23 protein-coding genes, 1 tRNA gene and 1 pseudogene are annotated in these 17,805 nt (G+C 56.5%); 14 read left to right on the top strand and 11 right to left on the bottom strand.

Annotated elements, in window-relative coordinates:
• Window positions 1-25 precede the first annotated feature (25 nt).
• From HS961_RS07080 to HS961_RS07070, 3 genes are read right to left on the bottom strand one after another with little or no spacing between them, the layout of a single operon-like run.
• Window positions 26-922 carry a hypothetical protein gene (locus HS961_RS07080; RefSeq protein WP_182327035.1) on the bottom strand — a complete coding sequence of 299 codons (897 nt, stop codon included), beginning with the start codon at window positions 920-922 and terminating at the stop codon, window positions 26-28.
• Window positions 919-1,761 carry a hypothetical protein gene (locus tag HS961_RS07075; protein ID WP_182327034.1) on the bottom strand — a complete coding sequence of 281 codons (843 nt, stop codon included), beginning with the start codon at window positions 1,759-1,761 and terminating at the stop codon, window positions 919-921. Before HS961_RS07075 ends, HS961_RS07080 begins: the two co-directional genes overlap by 4 nt.
• Entirely contained in the window at window positions 1,758-2,147 is a 390-nt protein-coding gene (locus tag HS961_RS07070; protein WP_238347822.1) for a terminase large subunit domain-containing protein, read from the bottom strand. Before HS961_RS07070 ends, HS961_RS07075 begins: the two co-directional genes overlap by 4 nt.
• Before the next feature lie 155 nt (window positions 2,148-2,302).
• Here HS961_RS07070 and HS961_RS07065 point away from each other — a divergent pair, with 155 nt between their 5' ends.
• Genes HS961_RS07065 through HS961_RS07040 form a run of 6 tightly spaced genes read left to right on the top strand, consistent with a single transcriptional unit; the run spans window position 2,303 to window position 6,323 of the window.
• Window positions 2,303-2,518 (top strand): hypothetical protein, encoded by a 216-nt coding sequence (locus HS961_RS07065; protein WP_182327033.1) that lies wholly within the window; start codon window positions 2,303-2,305, stop codon window positions 2,516-2,518.
• Window positions 2,515-2,703: a hypothetical protein gene (locus tag HS961_RS07060; protein ID WP_182327032.1), complete on the top strand. Its 189-nt coding sequence runs from the start codon at window positions 2,515-2,517 to the stop codon at window positions 2,701-2,703. The genes HS961_RS07065 and HS961_RS07060 overlap by 4 nt, the downstream gene beginning before the upstream one ends.
• Window positions 2,693-4,948, top strand: coding sequence for a ParB/RepB/Spo0J family partition protein (locus tag HS961_RS07055; protein WP_182327031.1), 2,256 nt, complete (start codon window positions 2,693-2,695; stop codon window positions 4,946-4,948). Before HS961_RS07060 ends, HS961_RS07055 begins: the two co-directional genes overlap by 11 nt.
• The gene (locus HS961_RS07050; protein WP_182327030.1) at window positions 4,941-5,780 is read left to right on the top strand and encodes a hypothetical protein; all 840 of its coding nucleotides are present in this window, start codon (window positions 4,941-4,943) and stop codon (window positions 5,778-5,780) included. The genes HS961_RS07055 and HS961_RS07050 overlap by 8 nt, the downstream gene beginning before the upstream one ends.
• Entirely contained in the window at window positions 5,773-6,063 is a 291-nt protein-coding gene (locus tag HS961_RS07045) for a hypothetical protein (RefSeq protein ID WP_182327029.1), read from the top strand. The genes HS961_RS07050 and HS961_RS07045 overlap by 8 nt, the downstream gene beginning before the upstream one ends.
• Window positions 6,060-6,323 carry a hypothetical protein gene (locus tag HS961_RS07040; protein WP_182327028.1) on the top strand — a complete coding sequence of 88 codons (264 nt, stop codon included), beginning with the start codon at window positions 6,060-6,062 and terminating at the stop codon, window positions 6,321-6,323. Before HS961_RS07045 ends, HS961_RS07040 begins: the two co-directional genes overlap by 4 nt.
• A gap of 11 nt (window positions 6,324-6,334) precedes the next feature.
• On the opposite strand, the gene HS961_RS07035 is transcribed toward HS961_RS07040, so the two are convergent.
• Window positions 6,335-7,105: a hypothetical protein gene (locus HS961_RS07035; protein ID WP_182327027.1), complete on the bottom strand. Its 771-nt coding sequence runs from the start codon at window positions 7,103-7,105 to the stop codon at window positions 6,335-6,337.
• Between the two features lie 68 nt (window positions 7,106-7,173).
• Complete coding sequence (locus HS961_RS07030; protein WP_182327026.1) at window positions 7,174-8,202, bottom strand: site-specific integrase; 1,029 nt, start codon at window positions 8,200-8,202, stop codon at window positions 7,174-7,176.
• 122 nt (window positions 8,203-8,324) lie between these two features.
• Between HS961_RS07030 and HS961_RS07025 the strand changes: the two genes are divergently transcribed.
• From HS961_RS07025 to HS961_RS07015, 3 genes and pseudogenes are all read left to right on the top strand, one after another.
• Window positions 8,325-8,399: transfer RNA gene (locus tag HS961_RS07025), tRNA-Arg, on the top strand.
• A 276-nt stretch (window positions 8,400-8,675) separates the two neighbouring features.
• The gene (gene blaOXA / locus HS961_RS07020; RefSeq protein WP_202883143.1) at window positions 8,676-9,482 is read left to right on the top strand and encodes a class D beta-lactamase; all 807 of its coding nucleotides are present in this window, start codon (window positions 8,676-8,678) and stop codon (window positions 9,480-9,482) included.
• A gap of 122 nt (window positions 9,483-9,604) precedes the next feature.
• A pseudogene (locus HS961_RS07015) lies at window positions 9,605-10,768 on the top strand (IS3 family transposase).
• Between the two features lie 281 nt (window positions 10,769-11,049).
• On the opposite strand, the gene HS961_RS23705 reads toward HS961_RS07015, so the two are convergent.
• The 4 genes from HS961_RS23705 to HS961_RS23770 form a co-directional block, all read right to left on the bottom strand.
• A complete protein-coding gene (locus tag HS961_RS23705) occupies window positions 11,050-11,343 on the bottom strand; it encodes a Rap1a/Tai family immunity protein (RefSeq protein ID WP_272956299.1) in 294 nt (97 codons plus the stop codon).
• Window positions 11,279-11,545 carry a hypothetical protein gene (locus HS961_RS07005; protein ID WP_182327024.1) on the bottom strand — a complete coding sequence of 89 codons (267 nt, stop codon included), beginning with the start codon at window positions 11,543-11,545 and terminating at the stop codon, window positions 11,279-11,281. The genes HS961_RS23705 and HS961_RS07005 overlap by 65 nt, the downstream gene beginning before the upstream one ends.
• A 25-nt stretch (window positions 11,546-11,570) precedes the next feature.
• Entirely contained in the window at window positions 11,571-11,786 is a 216-nt protein-coding gene (locus HS961_RS07000) for an HNH endonuclease (protein ID WP_238347921.1), read from the bottom strand.
• Window positions 11,787-13,173: 1,387 nt separating this feature from the next.
• Entirely contained in the window at window positions 13,174-13,656 is a 483-nt protein-coding gene (locus HS961_RS23770) for a hypothetical protein (protein WP_412101654.1), read from the bottom strand.
• Window positions 13,657-13,735: 79 nt separating this feature from the next.
• On the opposite strand from HS961_RS23770, the gene HS961_RS06990 reads away from it, so the two are divergent.
• The 3 genes from HS961_RS06990 (at window position 13,736) to HS961_RS06980 (ending at window position 14,841) form a co-directional block, all read left to right on the top strand.
• Window positions 13,736-13,921, top strand: a complete 186-nt coding sequence (locus HS961_RS06990) for a hypothetical protein (protein ID WP_182327021.1) — start codon at window positions 13,736-13,738, stop codon at window positions 13,919-13,921.
• A gap of 112 nt (window positions 13,922-14,033) precedes the next feature.
• Window positions 14,034-14,213: a hypothetical protein gene (locus HS961_RS06985; protein ID WP_182327020.1), complete on the top strand. Its 180-nt coding sequence runs from the start codon at window positions 14,034-14,036 to the stop codon at window positions 14,211-14,213.
• Window positions 14,214-14,220: 7 nt separating this feature from the next.
• The gene (locus HS961_RS06980) at window positions 14,221-14,841 is read left to right on the top strand and encodes a hypothetical protein (RefSeq protein WP_182327019.1); all 621 of its coding nucleotides are present in this window, start codon (window positions 14,221-14,223) and stop codon (window positions 14,839-14,841) included.
• 107 nt (window positions 14,842-14,948) lie between these two features.
• Here the strand turns inward: HS961_RS06980 and HS961_RS06975 are convergent, their stop codons facing one another.
• Complete coding sequence (locus HS961_RS06975; protein WP_182327018.1) at window positions 14,949-15,458, bottom strand: PEP-CTERM sorting domain-containing protein; 510 nt, start codon at window positions 15,456-15,458, stop codon at window positions 14,949-14,951.
• Window positions 15,459-15,879: 421 nt separating this feature from the next.
• Between HS961_RS06975 and HS961_RS06970 the strand changes: the two genes are divergently transcribed.
• A complete protein-coding gene (locus HS961_RS06970) occupies window positions 15,880-16,428 on the top strand; it encodes a hypothetical protein (protein ID WP_182327017.1) in 549 nt (182 codons plus the stop codon).
• Between the two features lie 80 nt (window positions 16,429-16,508).
• Here the strand turns inward: HS961_RS06970 and HS961_RS06965 are convergent, their stop codons facing one another.
• On the bottom strand, window positions 16,509-16,844 hold the full coding sequence (locus tag HS961_RS06965) for a hypothetical protein (RefSeq protein WP_182327016.1): 336 nt from the start codon (window positions 16,842-16,844) through the stop codon (window positions 16,509-16,511).
• A gap of 406 nt (window positions 16,845-17,250) precedes the next feature.
• Between HS961_RS06965 and HS961_RS06960 the strand changes: the two genes are divergently transcribed.
• Window positions 17,251-17,628 carry a cytochrome c gene (locus HS961_RS06960; RefSeq protein ID WP_182327015.1) on the top strand — a complete coding sequence of 126 codons (378 nt, stop codon included), beginning with the start codon at window positions 17,251-17,253 and terminating at the stop codon, window positions 17,626-17,628.
• Window positions 17,629-17,805 lie beyond the last annotated feature (177 nt).

The raw sequence follows: 17,805 nt of genomic DNA, 5'->3' as shown, positions 1-17,805 counted from the left end.
ACAGGTGTTGGAACGACTAAAGGCATCACACCTCCTCAAGTTGAATTGCAAACATCGAGTAGTCGTAATACTCAATAGAGACTGACCAATCCTTGGCAATGCCAAACACGTTCAAGGCCTCAATGTCTTGAGAGCCCAGAAACAGGATTGGCTTGGCACGGTTTTTGGCCATGTAGTTTTTGATGGCTGTGATCTCTGCGCGACGGATCGGCACGGACATATCTGCCCACCCGATATAAGTTCGCTCCACCAGAACACGGTTGCCGAAGTCATCCAGGCTTTTCTTGGAGAAGTCCTGAATGCCAACCGATGCGCCCAGTTGCACGCCATGGCCCCATTCCTTGGCATTGCCTAGGATGAGGTTGCCTACCTGCATTTGCGTGGTGCCAGTGAAGTCCACCAGCACATCCGCCTGCGGATACGCGGGTAGCCCCGTGAAGAGGCCCAGCGCGCCGGTAGGCGTCCATTCGCCAAAGTGCCACTCCCACCAATCGGCCATCTCTGGCGCAAGCCCGACGGTCAATGTCGTGTCATAGACCACCCCGTAGGTTGGATCTTCAACCCGCACGCGGACAGAGTGAACATCATCCAGGCCGATGGCAGATACGGCGTCCACGGTTTGACCAAACCTGAACCGGTAGGATGCGGTCGCGTTGAACTTGGAAGTCTGCGACGTGCGCCCATTAAAAAGGGCCCACGTATTTGTGGGCCCTACTTTGATCCAAAGCGTTGGATTGTCTGGCGGTGGTACTGCATCGTTGACATCAGCCCCGGCCTGGTAGACCTGGTGCTGGTGCCGGACCCTTGATCCTTTCGGCCAAGAGCCAGCCACCCATGCGACCGCCGAATCCTCCAGCGGAGGTTGCGCGACAAGCACGCTGTCGGTGATCTCCAGCGGGCTGACAGTTCTCAATCCCGTCATGCGCTTTCCTCCTCTTCTCGGTTTTGGGGCATACCTTCTGTATCCCACCTGGTCAGCACTTTGCTCATGCGCTGGGTCGCGGGCACAGAAGCGGCAGCCTCTGACTTGCGGTTGTTGTCGTGGTTCTCCAGCGCAACGCGCAGGGCACGCACTTCGGCCACCAGGACAGGGTTATCGCTCGAAGACTGCAGGGCGCCCGAGAACGCCGCGCTGCCTGTCGTTTGAATCACCCGGCCAGCTGCAGTCGAAGCTGCCTCTGCGATCTGCTGGTTGCCGATATCGACCCCGTACTTGCCTGCTAGGTAGTTACGGGTGTCGGTGAGCGAAGCCAGCCACTCGGCCTGCTTGAGGAGCACATCAGCCTGCGACGATGAATTCGCCTTGGCGATGTTCTCCAGGTTGCGGATGATCCCGGGCAGCTCGTCGGCTGCGTCTTGATCTCCGGCCCGGGCCTGGGCGGTCTTGATGGCAAACAAGGCCTCGTAGTACGCGGCCCCTTGGTCATCCGTCACACCCAGCAGCTCACCGCGTAAGCGCTGCATCTCGTTCAGCATGGCATCAATGGTTTTGCGCCACTGATCTGCCAGCTTCTTAGCTGCGGCCGCTGCATCCTCTGCCGCTTTCGTTGCCGAGTCGTAGCCTTTGACCACATCCTTGATGGCTGGGCTGTAGGTAGACATGGGAGGGATAACCGATCCAATGTCATTGCCTAGGTCGCGCACGAAGTCAATGGTCTCGTCCAGCATGGCTTTGAATGCAGGGTCATTGAGCAGCGTCTTCAGCGCAACTGCTGCGGCCTTAGCATTCGCCACCATCGTTTCAATCGCCGCTCCACTCACCAGACCCGATACCGAAGACCGGACTGGCCCTCATCAGCAGCAATGGTCCTAAAGAAGCTGTTGGTCTCGGGGTAGAAAAGATTCCAGACCTTCTCATCGCGACCCGATGGCACCAGGCGCTGGCTGAGTGACTTGGACAGTTTGACCATCGCCACGGCATCCCGAAACAGGATCTGGGCCTGTTCCTTCTTGGTTGCTGCAGCATAGATCTCTGCGCGCTGCTCTTTATCAGCTGTCAGGCCGTAGAGGCCAATGCCTGCGACCAGCGGGCTTTTGCCGGACCCTTTGCCGGTCTCGATGTAGACCACGCGGAAGCGGCGACGGCCATCATCAAAGTACCAGCCGAAGAGGCTCCCCACAATGAACACCTGCCACGGTGCAAGCAAGAACGGCTTCTCTTCATACTCACCGCCGTTGAGCTTGAGGACTTGCTCGAAGTAGCCGATGGCGCGATCAGCTGCGGCCTGGTCCCAGACCAGGCCACGCTTGCGGCCAACCTTGAGATCCTGCAGGTGCCGCTACCCCCTCTAGGAGCTATGCAATGAACACCAAGCCTATCCCCCAGCTGCACGCCTGCCCTCAATGCCACGGCGTGCACTCCAATGCCCAGGACCTGTTTGACTGCTGCATCTGGCAGCACGTCACTGCGCCGGAGCGCCTGCAGATGCAGCGCGAAGTCGAAGCGGGTCAGCCCCTGCCTCTTGTCCTCTTGAACCACGGCGCTCAAGCAGGCGATGCACAGGGAGCGCTGGCGTGAGCCGCGCTCAGAACATCGCAGACAAAAATGGCTGCGATCTTGGAACCGCTCAGCGCTACCTCGACCTGCTCGAGGACGGCCACACCCGTTACGAGGCCTCGGTGATGTCCGGCATGCGCGATCCCGACGAGACCCATTACAGCGAACCATCCACCACCCCACCTGGAGCAGATCATGGCAACTGACCAGCATGACACCGTGACCCAGCCCATCGCTATTAACGACGGTGGTGCGACCATGCGCGACCTGGCCGTGAGCAGCATTGCAACCAGCCTCACGAATCCGCGCAAGACATTCGACCAGGTCAAGCTGCAAGACCTTGCCAACAGCATCGCATCCATGGGCGTGAATATGCCCATCATCGTGCGCCCGCTGCCAGCTGCGCGCCTGCAGGATACGCACGAAGCAGCCAAGGGCAAAGGCCGACAAGCTGCTCTGCCCGAATACGAGCTGGTGGCCGGTGAGCGCCGCTGGCGGGCTAGCCAGCTGGCCGGGAAAAGCTCCATACCCGCGATCATTCGTCAGCTGACGGATGCCCAGGCGCTGGAAGTCCAGATCATCGAGAACCTGCAGCGCGAAGATGTCAGCGAGCTGGAAGAGGCCGAGGGCTATGAGTACCTCATGTCCGCCAACCAGATCAACGCCGATGCGGTGGCCGTCAAGATTGGCAAGAGCCGCAGCTATGTCTTCGGCCGGCTGAAGCTGCTGGACCTGTGCCAAGAGGCCCGCGATGCTCTACGGAACGGCGATATCGATGCCAGCCGTGGTTTGATGCTTGCCCGGATTCCGCACCACTCAATGCAGATTGAGGCGTTGGAAGATGTACGCAACGGCAGCCACTACAGCACCGCACGTGAAGCCAAGGCACTTATACAGCGCCAATTCATGCTTTATTTGCGCAATGCACGCTTTGACACGGCTGACGCAACCCTTTGCGAAAAAGCCGGAGCCTGCACATCGTGCCCACTGAATACGGCAAATGACCGCGATCTCTTTGCTGATGTCAATGGTGCAGATATGTGCACTGACAGCAAGTGCTTCCAGGCCAAGACGGATGCGCACAACTCACTCCAGCTCAAGACAGCACATGAGCAAGGATACGAGGTCATCGAGGGCAAACATGCTCGCGAGTTGATCCCTAACAACTGGAGCGACCGCGTCCAAGGCTATCTGCGTTTGGACAATGCAGCAGATAGCCCGACCGGTGAACCCCTTCGTGCCCTTATCGGCGAGCACATGGAGGCAATGGGGATCAAGCCAACCATGGTTGCGAACCCACACCATGATGGTGAACTGATTGCCGTGCTGCTGCCCGACCAGGTCAGCACACTGCTTGCGAAGGCAGGGCATGAGAAGGCAAAGGATGCAATTGAAGACTCCGCCAAAAGTGACAGCAAGGCTGCAAAAGCTGCACAGCAGGCAAAGGACAAGCATTCCTATGAGACGACCTGGCGCAATGCCTTGTCTGAGCAAATCGGCAAGGAGCTACACGCCAAACCGCATGAGCAGCTACCAAGCACCGTTGTTCGTTTTCTAGCGCGCAACAAGGCCCGGGGCCTCAATACCGAACAGGCAAAGCAGTTTTGCAAGCTGCACGACCTCGGCAAGGTTGCACCGGTTCAGGCAGTGATCGAGTGGGCAGAAGGCCATTGCATGCCTGCAAGCGCACTGATGACACTGATGGCGTTTTGTGACCGGGACTATCGCCCTTGGCTTGCCGAAGACGAGGCAAATGAAGAGCTGCTGGCTCTTTCAGAAGAAGTAGATATCGACGTAACCGCGTTACAAACCAAGGTCAAAGCTAACCAGCGCGCAGAAAAAGCAACCCAAAAGCAGCTTGAAGACAAAAAAGCTGCACAAAGTACGCAATCCGCTGATTCATTGCAGCCCCAGGAACCCTCTTCTACCCCTCCCCCCGCTGCGCAAGCGCAAAAGGTGCGTGGGGGGAAGATGAAAACCCAGGTGGACGAAAAACCCAAGCTCAGCGCTGCCGCTGCGCAGGCCGCGATTGCCGAGGCTATGCAAGCTGCCGAGTCGCAAAGCCCCGCTGACGCGGCCGAGCCCCGGGATGCTGGCCAGGGAGACATACCAGGCGCGGCTGCGGCCGCGCAGGATGACGATGCGCAGGCTGTGGCTGTCGCCCAGCCTGCGACAGTCACCGCCTCGGAGGATGCTGAGCAGGTTCAAGCGCCGGCGCCCCCTGCTGACACGCCCGCCGCAAGCGGCGAACGACTCCCAGTGGGCACGTCTGTAACGATCATCTGCGTTGCGCTCGATGCCAGCCTGGCCAAGTGGGGCGGTCGCACCGGCAACATCTACCGTGACCTGGGCGACAAGGGTTACGAGGTGGCCATGCCTCACCCCAAGTCTGGCCCTAAAAAGTTCGTCAAGTTTGCAGCCAACCATGTCATGAAGGCAGATCATGTCTAACGCTCACTATACAACCGTCTGCACATGCCCCAGTGGCGACGGCTCGATGCGCTGGCCATGCCGTGTGCATCCGGCATTATTTCCTTGCCCGTTCTGCGGCGCATCTGCCAGCGGCTACGAAATCGAGCCTCACCAGCACAGCGCTGCCGTGCTCGCTCTAGTGCCAGACTTGCCGAAGGAACAGAAAGGCGGCTATGTCATCGAAGGCGATTGCCAATGCGGCTCAGGCCTCATAGGCGACAACCAGGCCCAAGTGACGAACCGGTGGAACACGCGCACTTCGATGCAACCCCAGGGAGTGGCGATTCAGGATTCCGTGACGCTACTTAGAAATGAAGCAGCTCGCCTGGAGCGCATCTATGGTCGCAGGGGCTGGTATGGCTTCGGCGACGAGAAGGCCGCACACATTGAGCACCTGCGCGTTGCTGATGCCCTTGCCGCCACCGCAGCACTTCCAGCTACCGTGCCAGGGGTGCTGCCAGAGCCTGAAACAGCCATCAAGGAAGTGATGGAGCTGGTTGCTGATCTAGAGCGCGAGGCCGCTGATGTCGGCTACGGCCACGGCTCCCAGCGCTTAGTGAATGAGAAGCGCGCCGCCATCGAATCCAAGCTGCGAACCCAGCTGGCTGTACCTAACGCGACGCAAGCGGTGCAGGCCGAGCCGGTGGCGCTACAGATGTGCAGCGAGTTGAAGCCGCGTACCGAATCAGAAAAGGCCGCATACCTTGCCGGTGTGGCTGATGGTCGCATGTACGCAGAACGCGATGCCGCAAAGCAGGGCTTGGAGGCCAGCCTGCGCGCGGATAAACAAGACGGAGAAGCCAATGGCTAAAACAACCACAAACCGCCGCAAGCGCTTACAGGCAGCTCGACAGTCCTCATTACCAAGATCCAAGCCCCTGCAAGCCTCAGCCCTATTAGGCTACAGCACCTGCTCCGGCATAGATGCTGAGGTTGAAAGACGGGTTAGGGCTCACGTGATATTGACCTGGCATAAAACCATCGAAATCGCGACGGAGTCCCTAAAAACACTTAACCAGGCATTCGAGAAAGGTCTGACGGAGATGCGCGCCGACATGGCGGCAAAGCGAGATAGTGAAGGAACCAACTCATGACACGCCGCGCTATAGCAGCATCCACTCAAGGACCCCAGGGCTCCAGCCTGGTCACTCAAATGTTTGTGGCTGAGAAGTATGGTCTCCGACTGGACGTGTCGCAGTTGGCACAGGTCTTAGGCATCACACCCGGCACGGTTCTAAATCGCATCAGCGCCAACAACTTTGGAATCCCGACGTATATAGATAACGGTAAGCGCTACGCAGATTACAGAGATGTTGCGGCTCATTTTGATGCCATTAGGAAAAATGCATATTAACAAGTGAGAAGCTATACATTTTTAAGCTTGTAATTGTAAAAAACATCATATTCAACATTGCAATTTGGACATTTCAAAACCTCAAAAAGCTTTGTCATATTAATATGTATACGAGATTCACATTTTTGGCATTTAAAACCCACCATTTTCACAGGAGCTAAAACTGTCTCATCTTTATCATTTTTTTCCACAACCCAAGGTGAATTGCATTTTTTATTGCTGCAATATACAACCTCCCCCACTGTACATACCTCTAGACCCATAACCAAGCGTGTTCCGCAAGTACATTGCGCCCAAACGACATTTCTTATTGCAAGTACCAGAGTCGCACCACTCACGACCTCAAGCAGTTCTTCGATGATGCGTTCTAGATCATCTTTAGATAATGTATTTTTTTTGACTCCTTCTCCACTTACAAATGGGAGATGCAAGTAAGATCCAAGTTTATTGTAGAGCTTAACAAATTTTCTCCATGGAATTACTCTTGTTTCCCCCAATTCGATCTCATGCGCCTTACCGCCCGATGCATCCGGCGCAATCATTGTTAATCTTCCGCTTTGTACTCCAATAGGGTCAAATGTAGCAAGAGTTTTAATTATTTGATCTGGCTTCCATTGATTTACAAGACTACTAGGAATATCGTCTTTGTACTGTTCTATTTGCCGATATGCCAGTCGCTCAAATGCAAAACGCAACTCAAGAGCGGCATACTTTAGGTCTCCTTCATCCTTGATTATTCGTTTTGCGGCATTTATAAAAACGTTTATTCCATATATATCCATAAATTACCTCAACGCAAAAATACCTTGTAAAACTAATCATCAATCACTAAGATTTATAAGAATATGTTTTATTCATAGCGCTTATGTAAATCTTCGGGCTTTAGGTTGGTATATCGTTTGAGTGTCTCCCATTTCTTATGCCCAGTCACCAAGGCCACCTCTTGGATAGCATAGCCATCTTCAAACAAACGGCTTGTCCCCTCGTGACGCATATCGTGCAAACGAAGGTCCGGTATACCCAGCGCGACCCGCGCATCTTTGAAATACTTACTGACTGTCTGAGGGTGTACGGTGAATATGCGCGGGTCACCGTCGACAACCGGCTGCGCTAACGCGACATCCCAAGACTCTCCAAGGAGGGGTACCCACTGGTCATTGGTCTTCTTGGTTCGAGGATCTTTGCGCTGGCGAATAAGCACCAGGCGCTTCTTTGGGTCCAGGTCGGCGCGCAACAGTCCGCATATCTCACTACGCCGCATTGCCGTCAGAGCAGCAAAGTACACAAAGTCTGCGTACACCTTCCCCCTGTTTTCCGTCAACCAGGCAAGGATGCGTGCAAGCTCATCCTCCTGCGGCCGACGCTCTCGCTTCCCTCCTGCTCCAATGAGGCCCATGTGCTTGAGCACTGGCCTGGCCATCCCCACCGCATCCGGCAGTTGCAGCCGCAAAAATGACCCGGTGTAGCGCATCACAGTCCCAAGCTTCGAAACATCCATGTTGACTGTATAAGGACCCGCGCCCTCTTCCCTCCGGACCAAACAAAAGCCAACCAGGTCGTCTACAGTTAGCCGCAGCGCATCGAGATGGCCGAGGTGGAGATCCAGGGCCTTGAGCATGTAGTGCGTATTGGACTTGTCTGAAATAGGCCGCGTCTTTTCCATGAGCTTGCGATACTCCTGTATCAGCTCTCTGACGGAGTACGATCCGCCGCGCACCACATCACCTGCAGGCACATGGCCGGAGCCTAGATCCGCCTCGATGCGAGTGGCCCAAGCCAAAGCTTGAGCCTTCACAGGGAAGGTTTTGCAATATGATGGGAACCCCTTGCGACGGACAAGTGCCCGCCACTTCCCGTTGACCTGTGTGATGCTTGCCATTGCCTTTGATCCTCCAAGTGATACCGTATCAATCCCGTATCACTGAGCTAGTGAGAAGCAATGATAAATCATGAGACGCACAGAGGGAGACGCCCAAAAACGTCGTATAGTGTTGCCTCACCCTCCCTGTAGTTCAATGGATAGAACGAGTGCCTCCTAAGCGCTAGATACAGGTTCGATTCCTGTCGGGGGGACCATGGTTTTGCAATGAAATCATTCACTTGCACCAAAAAATCCAGCAAACGGGACAAAACCAGACTAATTAGACCAATTTCGGCAGGTCGTTAGCTGGTTTTTTTTATTGGTGCAGGCTGCGTTTCGCAAATGCTCTTTTGATGGACTGTGCGGGCAGCTGCCAGCTGTTGCGGGCCCGTGTTCTCTGCCATCCATAGCCATCTCCAGCGCTAGGCTATAGCCGCTCCAGCAGTGCGTTCAGCGCCATACTCTCGTCCATTTTTTCAGAAACAAACAAGATGCGTAAACGCTTTTTCCAGTTCACTGCGGCAACGGCGATGTTCGTTTTTTCAGCGCCTTTCGCAACTGCGCGTGAGCTATGCACCCTGATTGCAGATGCCGACTCCGGAAAGCTCATTCTGCAGAGCGGCTCCGCTTGTTCCGAGCGAGTGACACCGGCCTCGACTTTCAAACTCGCCATCAGCCTCATGGGCTATGACGCAGGTGTGCTAAAGGATGCCAAGGCGCCCGCCTTGCCGTATCAGACGGGATATCCTGATTGGGGTGGCGATGCCTGGCGGCGCGACATTACGCCTACTGAGTGGATCAGTAAATCTGTCTTCTGGTACTCGCAGCAAGTTGTGAAACGGGTTGGTCAGGAGCGCTTCGCGAAATATGCGAAAGCGTTTCATTATGGCAACGCAGATGTCTCTGCAGTGCGGGTCGATGCGCCTGGCCAGAACGGCGTGTGGGTAATGAGTTCCCTGCGAATCTCACCTGAAGAGCAACTTGCATTCATGAGCAAAATTGTGCGCCGCCAGCTACCGGTAAGTTCGCATGCCTACGACATGACAGCACTCATCGCAAGCTACGGTGACCCAGTAGATGGCTGGGCTGTGCATGGCAAAACGGGCACAGGGTCCCCGGGAAGCGACAACCGCTATGACGCGAGCCAAGCTTATGGCTGGTATGTCGGCTGGGCGACCAAGGGCACGCGAAGGCTAGCGTTTGCACGCCTGATTCAGGATGAGCAGGTTGTTAAACCCAACGCAGGCCTACGTGCGCGTGACGAGCTGCTACAGCTACTGCTAACCGTTGGCTATTGAGAGGTGAATAGTCTAGAGTCACTTTGATCATGCAAATTTGTGCTCTTACAGCTCCGAAACATCTTGGGCTTGCCACAGTTTCCCGGACACATCGAATGACATGATGCGTTTAGGAGGCGGATATGCCAAGGACGAGAAGAACGTTTACGGACGAGTTCAAGCGGGAAGCTGTGAAGTTGGTCTAGCAACCAGGGGCGATGGTCACGCACATAGCGAGGGACCTGGGCATAAATCAGAGCGTGCTGCGGCGCTGGGTCAGCCAGGAGCAAGGCGGCGTCATGGACATGCGGGCCAACAAGCCCTTGCGCAGCGAGTCCGCCTCGGAGGTCGAGCGGCTTCAACGGGAACTGCGCCGCGTCACTACGGAGCGCGACATCTTAAAAAAAGCGCTCGGCTACTTTGCAAGGGACCCGCAGTGAAGTACGCCTTTATTGTTCGCCATCCGGATGTATGGCCCACGCGAGCGATGTGCCCTGCGATGAACGTTTCGGCCAGTGAGTTCTACGAGTGGTTCGGTAGGCCTGCCAGCGAGCGCAGCCTGTCAGGTGCCAGGCTCACACGCAGCATTCGAGAGAGCTTCGAGCTTAGCGACCGGACCTTCGGCAGCCTGCGGGTGTGGCATGACCTGAGGGCTACCGGCGAGCAATGCGGTGTCAACCGTGTAGCACGGCTGATGAAGCTGGCGAACCTGCAAGCAAGACGCAAACGCCGTCGGCTTCCAGGAGATGGAGCGACCAGGCAGGCGCATCACATCGCGCCGAACCACCTTCAACGCGAGTTCGAGGCGTTGGAGCCTAACCAGAAGTGGGTTGCAGACTTCACCTACATCTGGACGGCCGAGGGCTGGTTATATGCAGCTGCCGTGATGGACCCCTACTCGAGGCGCATCGTAGGCTGGTCAATGAGCGACACCATGCAGGCTAGGGATGGTGAGCGATGCCTTGCTGATGGCTTTGTGGTGTCGAGGTCGGCCCTCTGCGCTGATGCATCACTCGGACCAGGGCAGCCAGTACACCAGCGATGAGTTCAAGAAGTTATTGAAGAGTCAGAACATCACCTGCAGCATGAGCCGTCGCGGTGAATGCTGGGACAACGCGGCGATGGAGAGCTTCTTCTCGACACTGAAGACAGAGCGCTGCGCTTGGACGGCCTACCGCACCAGAGAGCAGGCGAGGGCCGATGTGTTCGACTACATAGAGCGGTTCTACAACCCGTTCAGGAAACACTCAAAATTGAACTACCTTCGCCCGGTTCAATTCGAGGAGCGGCAACGTTTAAAGGGCTAGGCAAAGCGTCCGGAAAACTGAGGGAAGCCCACTGCAAGGAGATCAAATGAGCCTAAGACGGAAGATAGCCCTGTGGCTGTGCCCTGGGTTGGCTGGCCGATGAAGTATACGAATAAGTTATAGAACGTTGCTAGCGCATGTGAAATAACGCATGGCGAGAAATCAACAGCAATTATTAGGTGGAGCTTTGATGCAAACACTCACGGCAGAGTTGGCATCAAGCTTCAGAGTACTGGACCCCAAAGCGCGAGCAAATGTTGATGACGCCTTCCGCCAAATGTCTATTTCTTGGCAGGGCAAGGAAAGGCCTTGACCAGTGCATGATTGATTAATACCAACGCGGTGTCGTGACGATCCTTTGGATTTTTTTCCAGATAAACGAAAACAACATCAATCACCTGGCTGAGAGGTGCTTGGTTCGGTGTACAGAAGAGGCCAACTACATCGCCCATGTCGCGAAGGCCTTGAACATAGCCAGTCGCCTTAGCTCGTGGCAGCCAGCCCTCGGGACTATTCCACCTTGGCTTGCTCCTCTGGGCCGGCCTGATCGGAGGCCTCGCCCGGCAAGTGCACATAGGCCTTAATGGTGATGGTTCGAGGTGAGTGGTTGACAACTACTGGCTCCACAACACCATCGACCAATTGCACGCCGAAATAGATAGGCGTCCGCTCCCGCTCTGTGCACTGAGCGCTTATGTAGCAGGTTTTGTCGTCTTCAATCTGGTCTGCAAGTTCGCGGAGAAATGCGGCAAACACCTGGGTATCACTGATTTGCATCCAAGAATTATGCCCACGACTCAATTCAGAGTGAGGCAGTTCTCGCCCTCTCCGCAGCTTCCCGCTTCGTCTTGGCCCCGTGGTGTGGGATGCATCGGGTTGCGTAGTTGCTCTCGTCGTCTGCCCCGCCCTGCCAGAGAGGAATGATGTGATCCACCTCCTGGCCTGCCGCCACCTTCCCTTCGGCCTTGCAGTCACAACACAGCGGATTGGCCTGCAGCCACCTCTCCCGCTTGGTCATCCACTTGCGGCCACGGGTGCGGGGGGTTGCAGCGATGCGTGGGGCCCAGGCGATATGCCGTGTCTCCGCCATCTGAATGCGACTTGGCAGTGTGTTGATTCTTGCCATAGGCTATTCTTGTAAAATCTCGTTACATCAATGTGGGAGTTGGATATGTTTAATCGCCTCGCCCCCATTTTGTTTCTGCTTACTTGTGGGGCCGCAAATGCGTACACGGGGAATGAGTTGTACACCGATCTTCGTGAGTTGCGCAAAATAACTGACGGCCAACCCTCAAAAGCTGCGTTCAACGTAGGTAAGCCAACCTGAAGCGAACTGGCAAGCCTCAGGGCCATGCCCGATGGGTGTACGGCATCAAAGGCTAGGAGCCTCTCGACGGAAACCGCCCTGTTCCGCATTCGCACAAAAATCCCCCCGTATGAATTCCATAGGGGGCGAATTCAAACAATCAAAGGAGGGTCGCCATGCTAAGAGGTGGCGCGCGGTCTGGGGCTGGCCGGCCAAAGAAACAGCCCACAACGACGCCCAAGGCCAAGAAGGCGGCGCCAGTCGCATCCAATCCGGCTCAAGCTGATGACGAGGGGTACAAAACCAACCCTGAATGGCCGTTTGGCCAGGAGCGTCCCCCTGAGGCGCCCAAGCCGCCGGACCTCAGCGACTTGACCCCTCTTGACTACCTGTTGAGCGTAATGCGAGACGGGTACGAGGAGCCAGGCCGCCGAATGCAGGCCGCGCAGCTTGCCGCGCCGTACTGCCACGCCAAAAAGGGTGAGCTGAGCGCAAAGCGCCAGGAGGCAGAGGACCGGAAGAAGGCGGCCGGTACTGGGAAATTCACCCGCAGGCAGCCGCCTGGCCAAGCTGTGGCCCTGGTGGCCTCTGGGGGAAAAACTGTTTAGCCATTCATGGCGGAGGGTATGAGCCATGGAATGGACAACTGCATGCATCGACTGGGAGGATCGGATTGTCCGAGGCGACAGCCTGATCGTAAGGGGTAGCGATCCGGCCCCTGAACTGACTCGATGCAAGAGGAAGGTCCAGCTCCAGTGGAGCGCAGCAGAGGTTGCACCAGGCGATGGGTGCCAGTGATCGAGCGAGCCCCCTCCAGGTCTTTAAAAAGTCAGCCCTGCCGATGTTGCTTGCCCTGCCTGTGGGGCATCGTCCGGCCAATTGCACCAGCGGGCACGGCCGCTGCTCTGCGCAGTGCCCAACCGTAGCCCTGCAAGGCTCAACTGGTGAGGTGAATGCGACCAAGAACAGTAACGGCAACGCTGGTTGGAATCTCAGCGCGCCTGCCCGGAGCGTATCCGGGCGGGAAACCCAAGCCTTGTGACAGAAGGCTTAGGCTTCTAGTTAAAAATAGTCTGTAAGCCGCTATAGGCTGATTTCATCAAACGGACTTGCGTGTACGGCGGAAGCCCAAGACTCCGATTAGCGCACCAAGAGACATAAGCCCGAATACACCAAGAGTTGGCACTGGGGTTGGTGGCACTGCGGCCTTGATTCGCCAGACATAGTTGACACCATCGCATCCATGGTCGCTGACATACGCAGAGCGTGCCGAGCCAGTGCCACCTGGTAGCTGATAGCCGACTGGATCCTGATCGACTCGTTCAGTTTCAGCTTGAATGCTGCACGTTTCACCCCATCCATCGTAGTGCGCGGTGTGTGTGATCGTTGCCGGGTTCGTCGTACTTGGGTCAATAGACACAGCGTAATCGGTTGGCGCTCCTCCGAAGAGTAACGCAGCAGCCTCTAAGGCGGAATACACCGGAGTGGTTGGAAGATTCCAATCGGGTCCATCGTTCACTTTGAAGCTTCCGACATATGTCTGCGCGGAGGCAGTAGCTGCGAAAAGTACCAACGAGGCCATGACGAATAGATTTTTGCGCATAAGTGCTTTCTGAGAAAAGGGCTGCGCTGAATTCTATGGCAACACTTTTTAACAATCAATGGAGTTTGTACTTGCTTCGCTGATTCAACACGCCCGCAACACTCGCGGGCTTTTTTATTGGAGCCTTATGGAAGTCCACAACCCAATCGCCCGCGCCGCTGCGAAGTTGCGCCAGCACGGCCACGAGGCCGAAGCCAAAACCTTGAAGACATTGCCGAGAATTTCGGGGTTCCTCAAACGCTGATCGACGCGATCAACACGGCAGGTCTGACGCTGGTACGCGAGCTTTCTGGCTACCGCCTGATGAAGCTTGGGAAAGCTGTCGCAGATACCTCGAAGCTTCCGGAGAAGCACCCATGGTTGAGCAGTTCACCCTAGCCTATCGCCTCTTCACCATGCGCCGCTGGGCAGGCGCCAGCTGGGCCAAAGCTGCTGCCTGGGCTCTCGGCCTGGTGTGGCGCAACGCGCGCAACGACCGCCGCGCCCGGCTGGACCACCGCGCAGAAATTGAACGCGCTGCCCGCCAGCACTTGTAAGGACCCCATGAACGATAACCAAGAATTCCGCGCCCTCTTCTCGCTTCCTCCCATCTTACTCAGCGCCAGCACTGCGCTGGTCACTGTGCAGACGCCGTCACCAAAGAACGAGACTGGCGACCGCGAGCTAGATGCGGTGCTGTGGCTGCGCGACTGCATCAAGACCGGGGCCACGGTGCTGATCGACAATGCGCTGGAGGCTTTCAAGAAGATCGAGACCCCCGCCAAGGACCTTGAGCGTCGCTACAGCGACTACTTGGTGCGCGCGAGCGGAGGCAAAACCTTGGCAGCAGTGTTCGGGGGTTTTGACTTTGCAAACCTCGAAGACTTAGCCCAATCGCCCGTCAAGAAAAAGGCTAGCCAGGATGAGGCTCTAGCGCGCTTTGGGAGTGAGAAGGCGCTATTCGACATGACGCCAGCGGAGACGCTCTGCAAAAAGACCTTGCGGGGAATCAAGCGCGATAAGACCTGGAACGACTACGACCCAGAGGAAGCAGCTGCACGCTTCGTCAGCCGTTGGATTGATGGCGCCGACAAGGGGGTGGAGCGCCGCAAGCTGGACGCCTTTCTGGGATCGGAGCCTGAAGGTGAGAACGGGACAAATAACGGGACAAAAGGGCAGAATTAGACGGAATTTAACGGGTGTCCACCCGCGCAGTCAGCGTTCTTCCCGTTATTTTAGGCTGCACCTATGGTGCGCTGGTCGGCAAGCCTTGCCGCCGACAGCAAGACGTCTCAAACAGAGCTGCGCGAACGGCGCATGCCAAGCGCTCCCAAGACCGCACCCAGCGACAGCAGACCCCAGAAACCGAGTCCGGGTACCGGGGTGGCATTCAGCGCGGGAGCCGCCTGAACACGCCAGACATAGTTGGTTTCGTCTGAGAGGCAATTGTCATCGACATACGCTGACAGGGCCGTGTTGTTGCCACCGGGAGCGTTATACCCAGGCGCACCTTCGTCAATCTTGGCATCTTCCGGAAACACGCCACACGCCAGTCCCCAAGGCGAGTAATACGCGGAGTGCGTGATCGTCGATGGTTGGGTGGTGCTGGGATTGACGGATATGGCGTAGTCCGTCGGAGCACCGCCGAAACGCAAAGCTGCGGCCTCTAGCCCCGAATAAACCTGGGGATTGGTTTGCCAATCAGCTCCATCCTGGACTCTGAAGCTTCCAACATAGGTTTGTGCGGAGGCAGAAGCAGCGAGCGCCGCAAATGCGACCAGCGCGAGAAGATTTTTAGGCATACAGCTTTTCGGAGAAAACAGCTGCTCGCGATTCTATTGCGACATTTTTTAACAATCAATGAAGTTTGCACTTGCTCCGATCATTCAGCACGCCCGCAACACCTTTGGGCTTTTTCACATCGATGTTTGGCCATCAAGGTATCGCCGCCTCATCGACCGCATCTCTGAAACGTGGTGGCAGCATGACCAGCGCGCCGCTGCAGCAATTCTTCCGCCGCGCTCGCAGGGTCCCAGGAACTGCTGATGAACGCATCTACTCGCTGACATTTGCCAGGATCGCCCTCGTTCCATACGCTAGCCAGCCGTTGACCACGACCGCAACCAACGGTTATCCGCACATGGGCCGGATTCTGCGCTGTGGACGCCACCCTGTGTCCCAACCCGATCGCAGATACTAGTAAGCTTCTGAGGAAGGCATGCCATGGGAACCGTATTCAAACATGTTGCAGACGCTGCCCTGCGCAGCGTAGCCAATGAGATTTGCCAGCAATGCGAACGGCCCGAGATGCCGGTATACGGGTATGCCGGAACCCTGGTCGATCCCCATCTGGCGGCCAATGTGGCGCTGGCGCAGGAAGAGCCCGAGGTTTGCTATTTGTGCGCCAGCTGCATCCAGAGCGGCAATGTTCGGCGATCCAACCGACACGATGTAGCGCAGACTGTTCACAGTTTGGCCAAAGATCCCGAAAGCGCTTGGCAAGCGTTCAACCAATTGCCAGGCATTCCGCTGTTTTTGCAGGGCTGCTTTGATTGGCCGTTTTGCTGTGATTCCTGGTGTGAATTCAGCGGCTCGCCGCTGAACTTCCTACATTTGCTGGCCACGCAGCAATCCCACCAATACTGGGAAAAAGGCATCGGAAAACAGCCGAGACCATTTGCGAACCAGGGCCCACCAGAATCGCTGCGCGAAATATCTCTCTTCGCCTGCAGGTCCTGCCCAGCCTGTTATTACACCGACCAGTTCAGTTAAGGTCCACGCGCACCAAACCGAACCACCATGGCTTGGCGCCGGCAAGCCTATACCCAGGGCCCAGCCCGTTCAGCAGCGCATCATCGCTGCCGGCAATTGGGCCCATACCAAGCGTTGTTGACCGTATCCAGATTGTTGTCCATACCAGCCGCAGAGCAAATCGGAAAGCGCGTATCGCCGTTGCGCTCGATGCTCAAGGACTTCATACGTGCATCGCTGGGGTGGTCTCTCGCGTCTCGCTTTTCACGTGCAACATCGACCGTCATCATGCATTTGGCAAAGCTGTCGCTCCCCGGCTGATAACCGTAGCCTGCGCAGCGCCCCTGGTCTGCCTCTGTCCGGCTCTGCGAAGGAGCAGAGCCGCATCCGGCCAAGACCAGCATCGACACCCCTAAAGCGAAGAGATTTTTATGCACGTGCGACCTCCTGAGAGTTGAAACAGAAATCAGAGTGGGCGCCCGGATTCAGCTTGGGCAATCCACCTGGAGCATTAGCTGGGCCATGGTGCCAACAGCGCTGCGCAGCAAGCAATATAGACCATCGCATGGATTCCGCCCGGAATCTTTTCAAGACTTGGCGCAGCTATACCAATACCCAGCCAGCAGTCCGGCACCCGCATTGCCCAGTGCTTCGGCGGATTTCTGCCAAAGCCCAACACATATCTAGACGACCAGCCTGTGCAGGAGTGGCGAGACTGTCAGCACTTTTACCCCATGCAGGCTTCGCAGGCCTGAGACCCATAAAAATATAGGTCCAACATCAGCGGGTGAGCGTGGAATACTCGCGACAAAATACCGCGGGCTACCCATTCCATAACACCCGATGAAAAAAACCATCTTCGCCTCGCTCGGTCTTCTGCTGCTGGCACACGCCACGGGATCGCAGGCAGAAAACAGCAATGGCAAAAATATCTTTGTGCAACGCTGCGCCATGTGCCATGGCGCCGACCTCAAGGGCACGGGCCCTCTGGCCAACAAAAGCAATCCGCCCACACCCGACCTCAGCACCGCAGCGTTCAAGAAGCGCCTGCACGATTACCCAGGCGTCATCGTTTCCTCGGTGGTGCTGCGGCCCAACGGTGATTTGATTCCCAAAACCTTGCGCGAGAACGGCGTCAAGCTGCCAGCGTTCACCTGGCGGGTTCAGGATTTGCGTGACCTGAATGCCTACATGACTACAGAGATTTCGAAAAGGCGGTGACGCGCATTCCGCACTCACCCCAAGAGTCGCTGTCAGGCATCGTCCCAAACCCCAGCAGTGGCAGCTTTCTCCGCTTGCATCAGCCCAAGAACCCGAGCGTTATGGTCACGGGCTGACGGACGGCATAACCCATCCCACACGAATTGACTAGACTGGCCCCTCACTCCATGAGGGCGC

Origin of the sequence: Comamonas piscis (assembly GCF_014109725.1) — a bacterium.
Classification (GTDB): Bacteria; Pseudomonadota; Gammaproteobacteria; order Burkholderiales; family Burkholderiaceae_C; genus Comamonas; species Comamonas piscis.
This window is presented reverse-complemented; position numbering and strand designations above follow the sequence as displayed.

Excerpts from the sequence above, each read along its gene's own strand:
- HS961_RS06975 (WP_182327018.1), bottom strand. The coding sequence starts at position 15,458 with ATGCCTAAAAATCTTCTCGCGCTGGTCGCATTTGCGGCGCTCGCTGCT.
- HS961_RS23705 (WP_272956299.1), bottom strand. The coding sequence starts at position 11,343 with ATGTGCACTTGCCGGGCGAGGCCTCCGATCAGGCCGGCCCAGAGGAGC.
- HS961_RS06990 (WP_182327021.1), top strand. The coding sequence starts at position 13,736 with ATGGAGTTTGTACTTGCTTCGCTGATTCAACACGCCCGCAACACTCGC.
- HS961_RS06960 (WP_182327015.1), top strand. The coding sequence starts at position 17,251 with ATGAAAAAAACCATCTTCGCCTCGCTCGGTCTTCTGCTGCTGGCACAC.
- HS961_RS06980 (WP_182327019.1), top strand. The coding sequence starts at position 14,221 with ATGAACGATAACCAAGAATTCCGCGCCCTCTTCTCGCTTCCTCCCATC.
- HS961_RS07000 (WP_238347921.1), bottom strand. The coding sequence starts at position 11,786 with ATGACCAAGCGGGAGAGGTGGCTGCAGGCCAATCCGCTGTGTTGTGAC.
- HS961_RS07055 (WP_182327031.1), top strand. The coding sequence starts at position 2,693 with ATGGCAACTGACCAGCATGACACCGTGACCCAGCCCATCGCTATTAAC.
- HS961_RS07035 (WP_182327027.1), bottom strand. The coding sequence starts at position 7,105 with ATGGATATATATGGAATAAACGTTTTTATAAATGCCGCAAAACGAATA.
- HS961_RS07040 (WP_182327028.1), top strand. The coding sequence starts at position 6,060 with ATGACACGCCGCGCTATAGCAGCATCCACTCAAGGACCCCAGGGCTCC.
- HS961_RS07080 (WP_182327035.1), bottom strand. The coding sequence starts at position 922 with ATGACGGGATTGAGAACTGTCAGCCCGCTGGAGATCACCGACAGCGTG.
- HS961_RS23770 (WP_412101654.1), bottom strand. The coding sequence starts at position 13,656 with ATGGCCTCGTTGGTACTTTTCGCAGCTACTGCCTCCGCGCAGACATAT.
- HS961_RS07065 (WP_182327033.1), top strand. The coding sequence starts at position 2,303 with ATGAACACCAAGCCTATCCCCCAGCTGCACGCCTGCCCTCAATGCCAC.
- HS961_RS06985 (WP_182327020.1), top strand. The coding sequence starts at position 14,034 with ATGGTTGAGCAGTTCACCCTAGCCTATCGCCTCTTCACCATGCGCCGC.
- HS961_RS07030 (WP_182327026.1), bottom strand. The coding sequence starts at position 8,202 with ATGGCAAGCATCACACAGGTCAACGGGAAGTGGCGGGCACTTGTCCGT.
- HS961_RS06970 (WP_182327017.1), top strand. The coding sequence starts at position 15,880 with ATGGGAACCGTATTCAAACATGTTGCAGACGCTGCCCTGCGCAGCGTA.
- HS961_RS07005 (WP_182327024.1), bottom strand. The coding sequence starts at position 11,545 with ATGCAAATCAGTGATACCCAGGTGTTTGCCGCATTTCTCCGCGAACTT.
- blaOXA (WP_202883143.1), top strand. The coding sequence starts at position 8,676 with ATGCGTAAACGCTTTTTCCAGTTCACTGCGGCAACGGCGATGTTCGTT.
- HS961_RS07050 (WP_182327030.1), top strand. The coding sequence starts at position 4,941 with ATGTCTAACGCTCACTATACAACCGTCTGCACATGCCCCAGTGGCGAC.
- HS961_RS07045 (WP_182327029.1), top strand. The coding sequence starts at position 5,773 with ATGGCTAAAACAACCACAAACCGCCGCAAGCGCTTACAGGCAGCTCGA.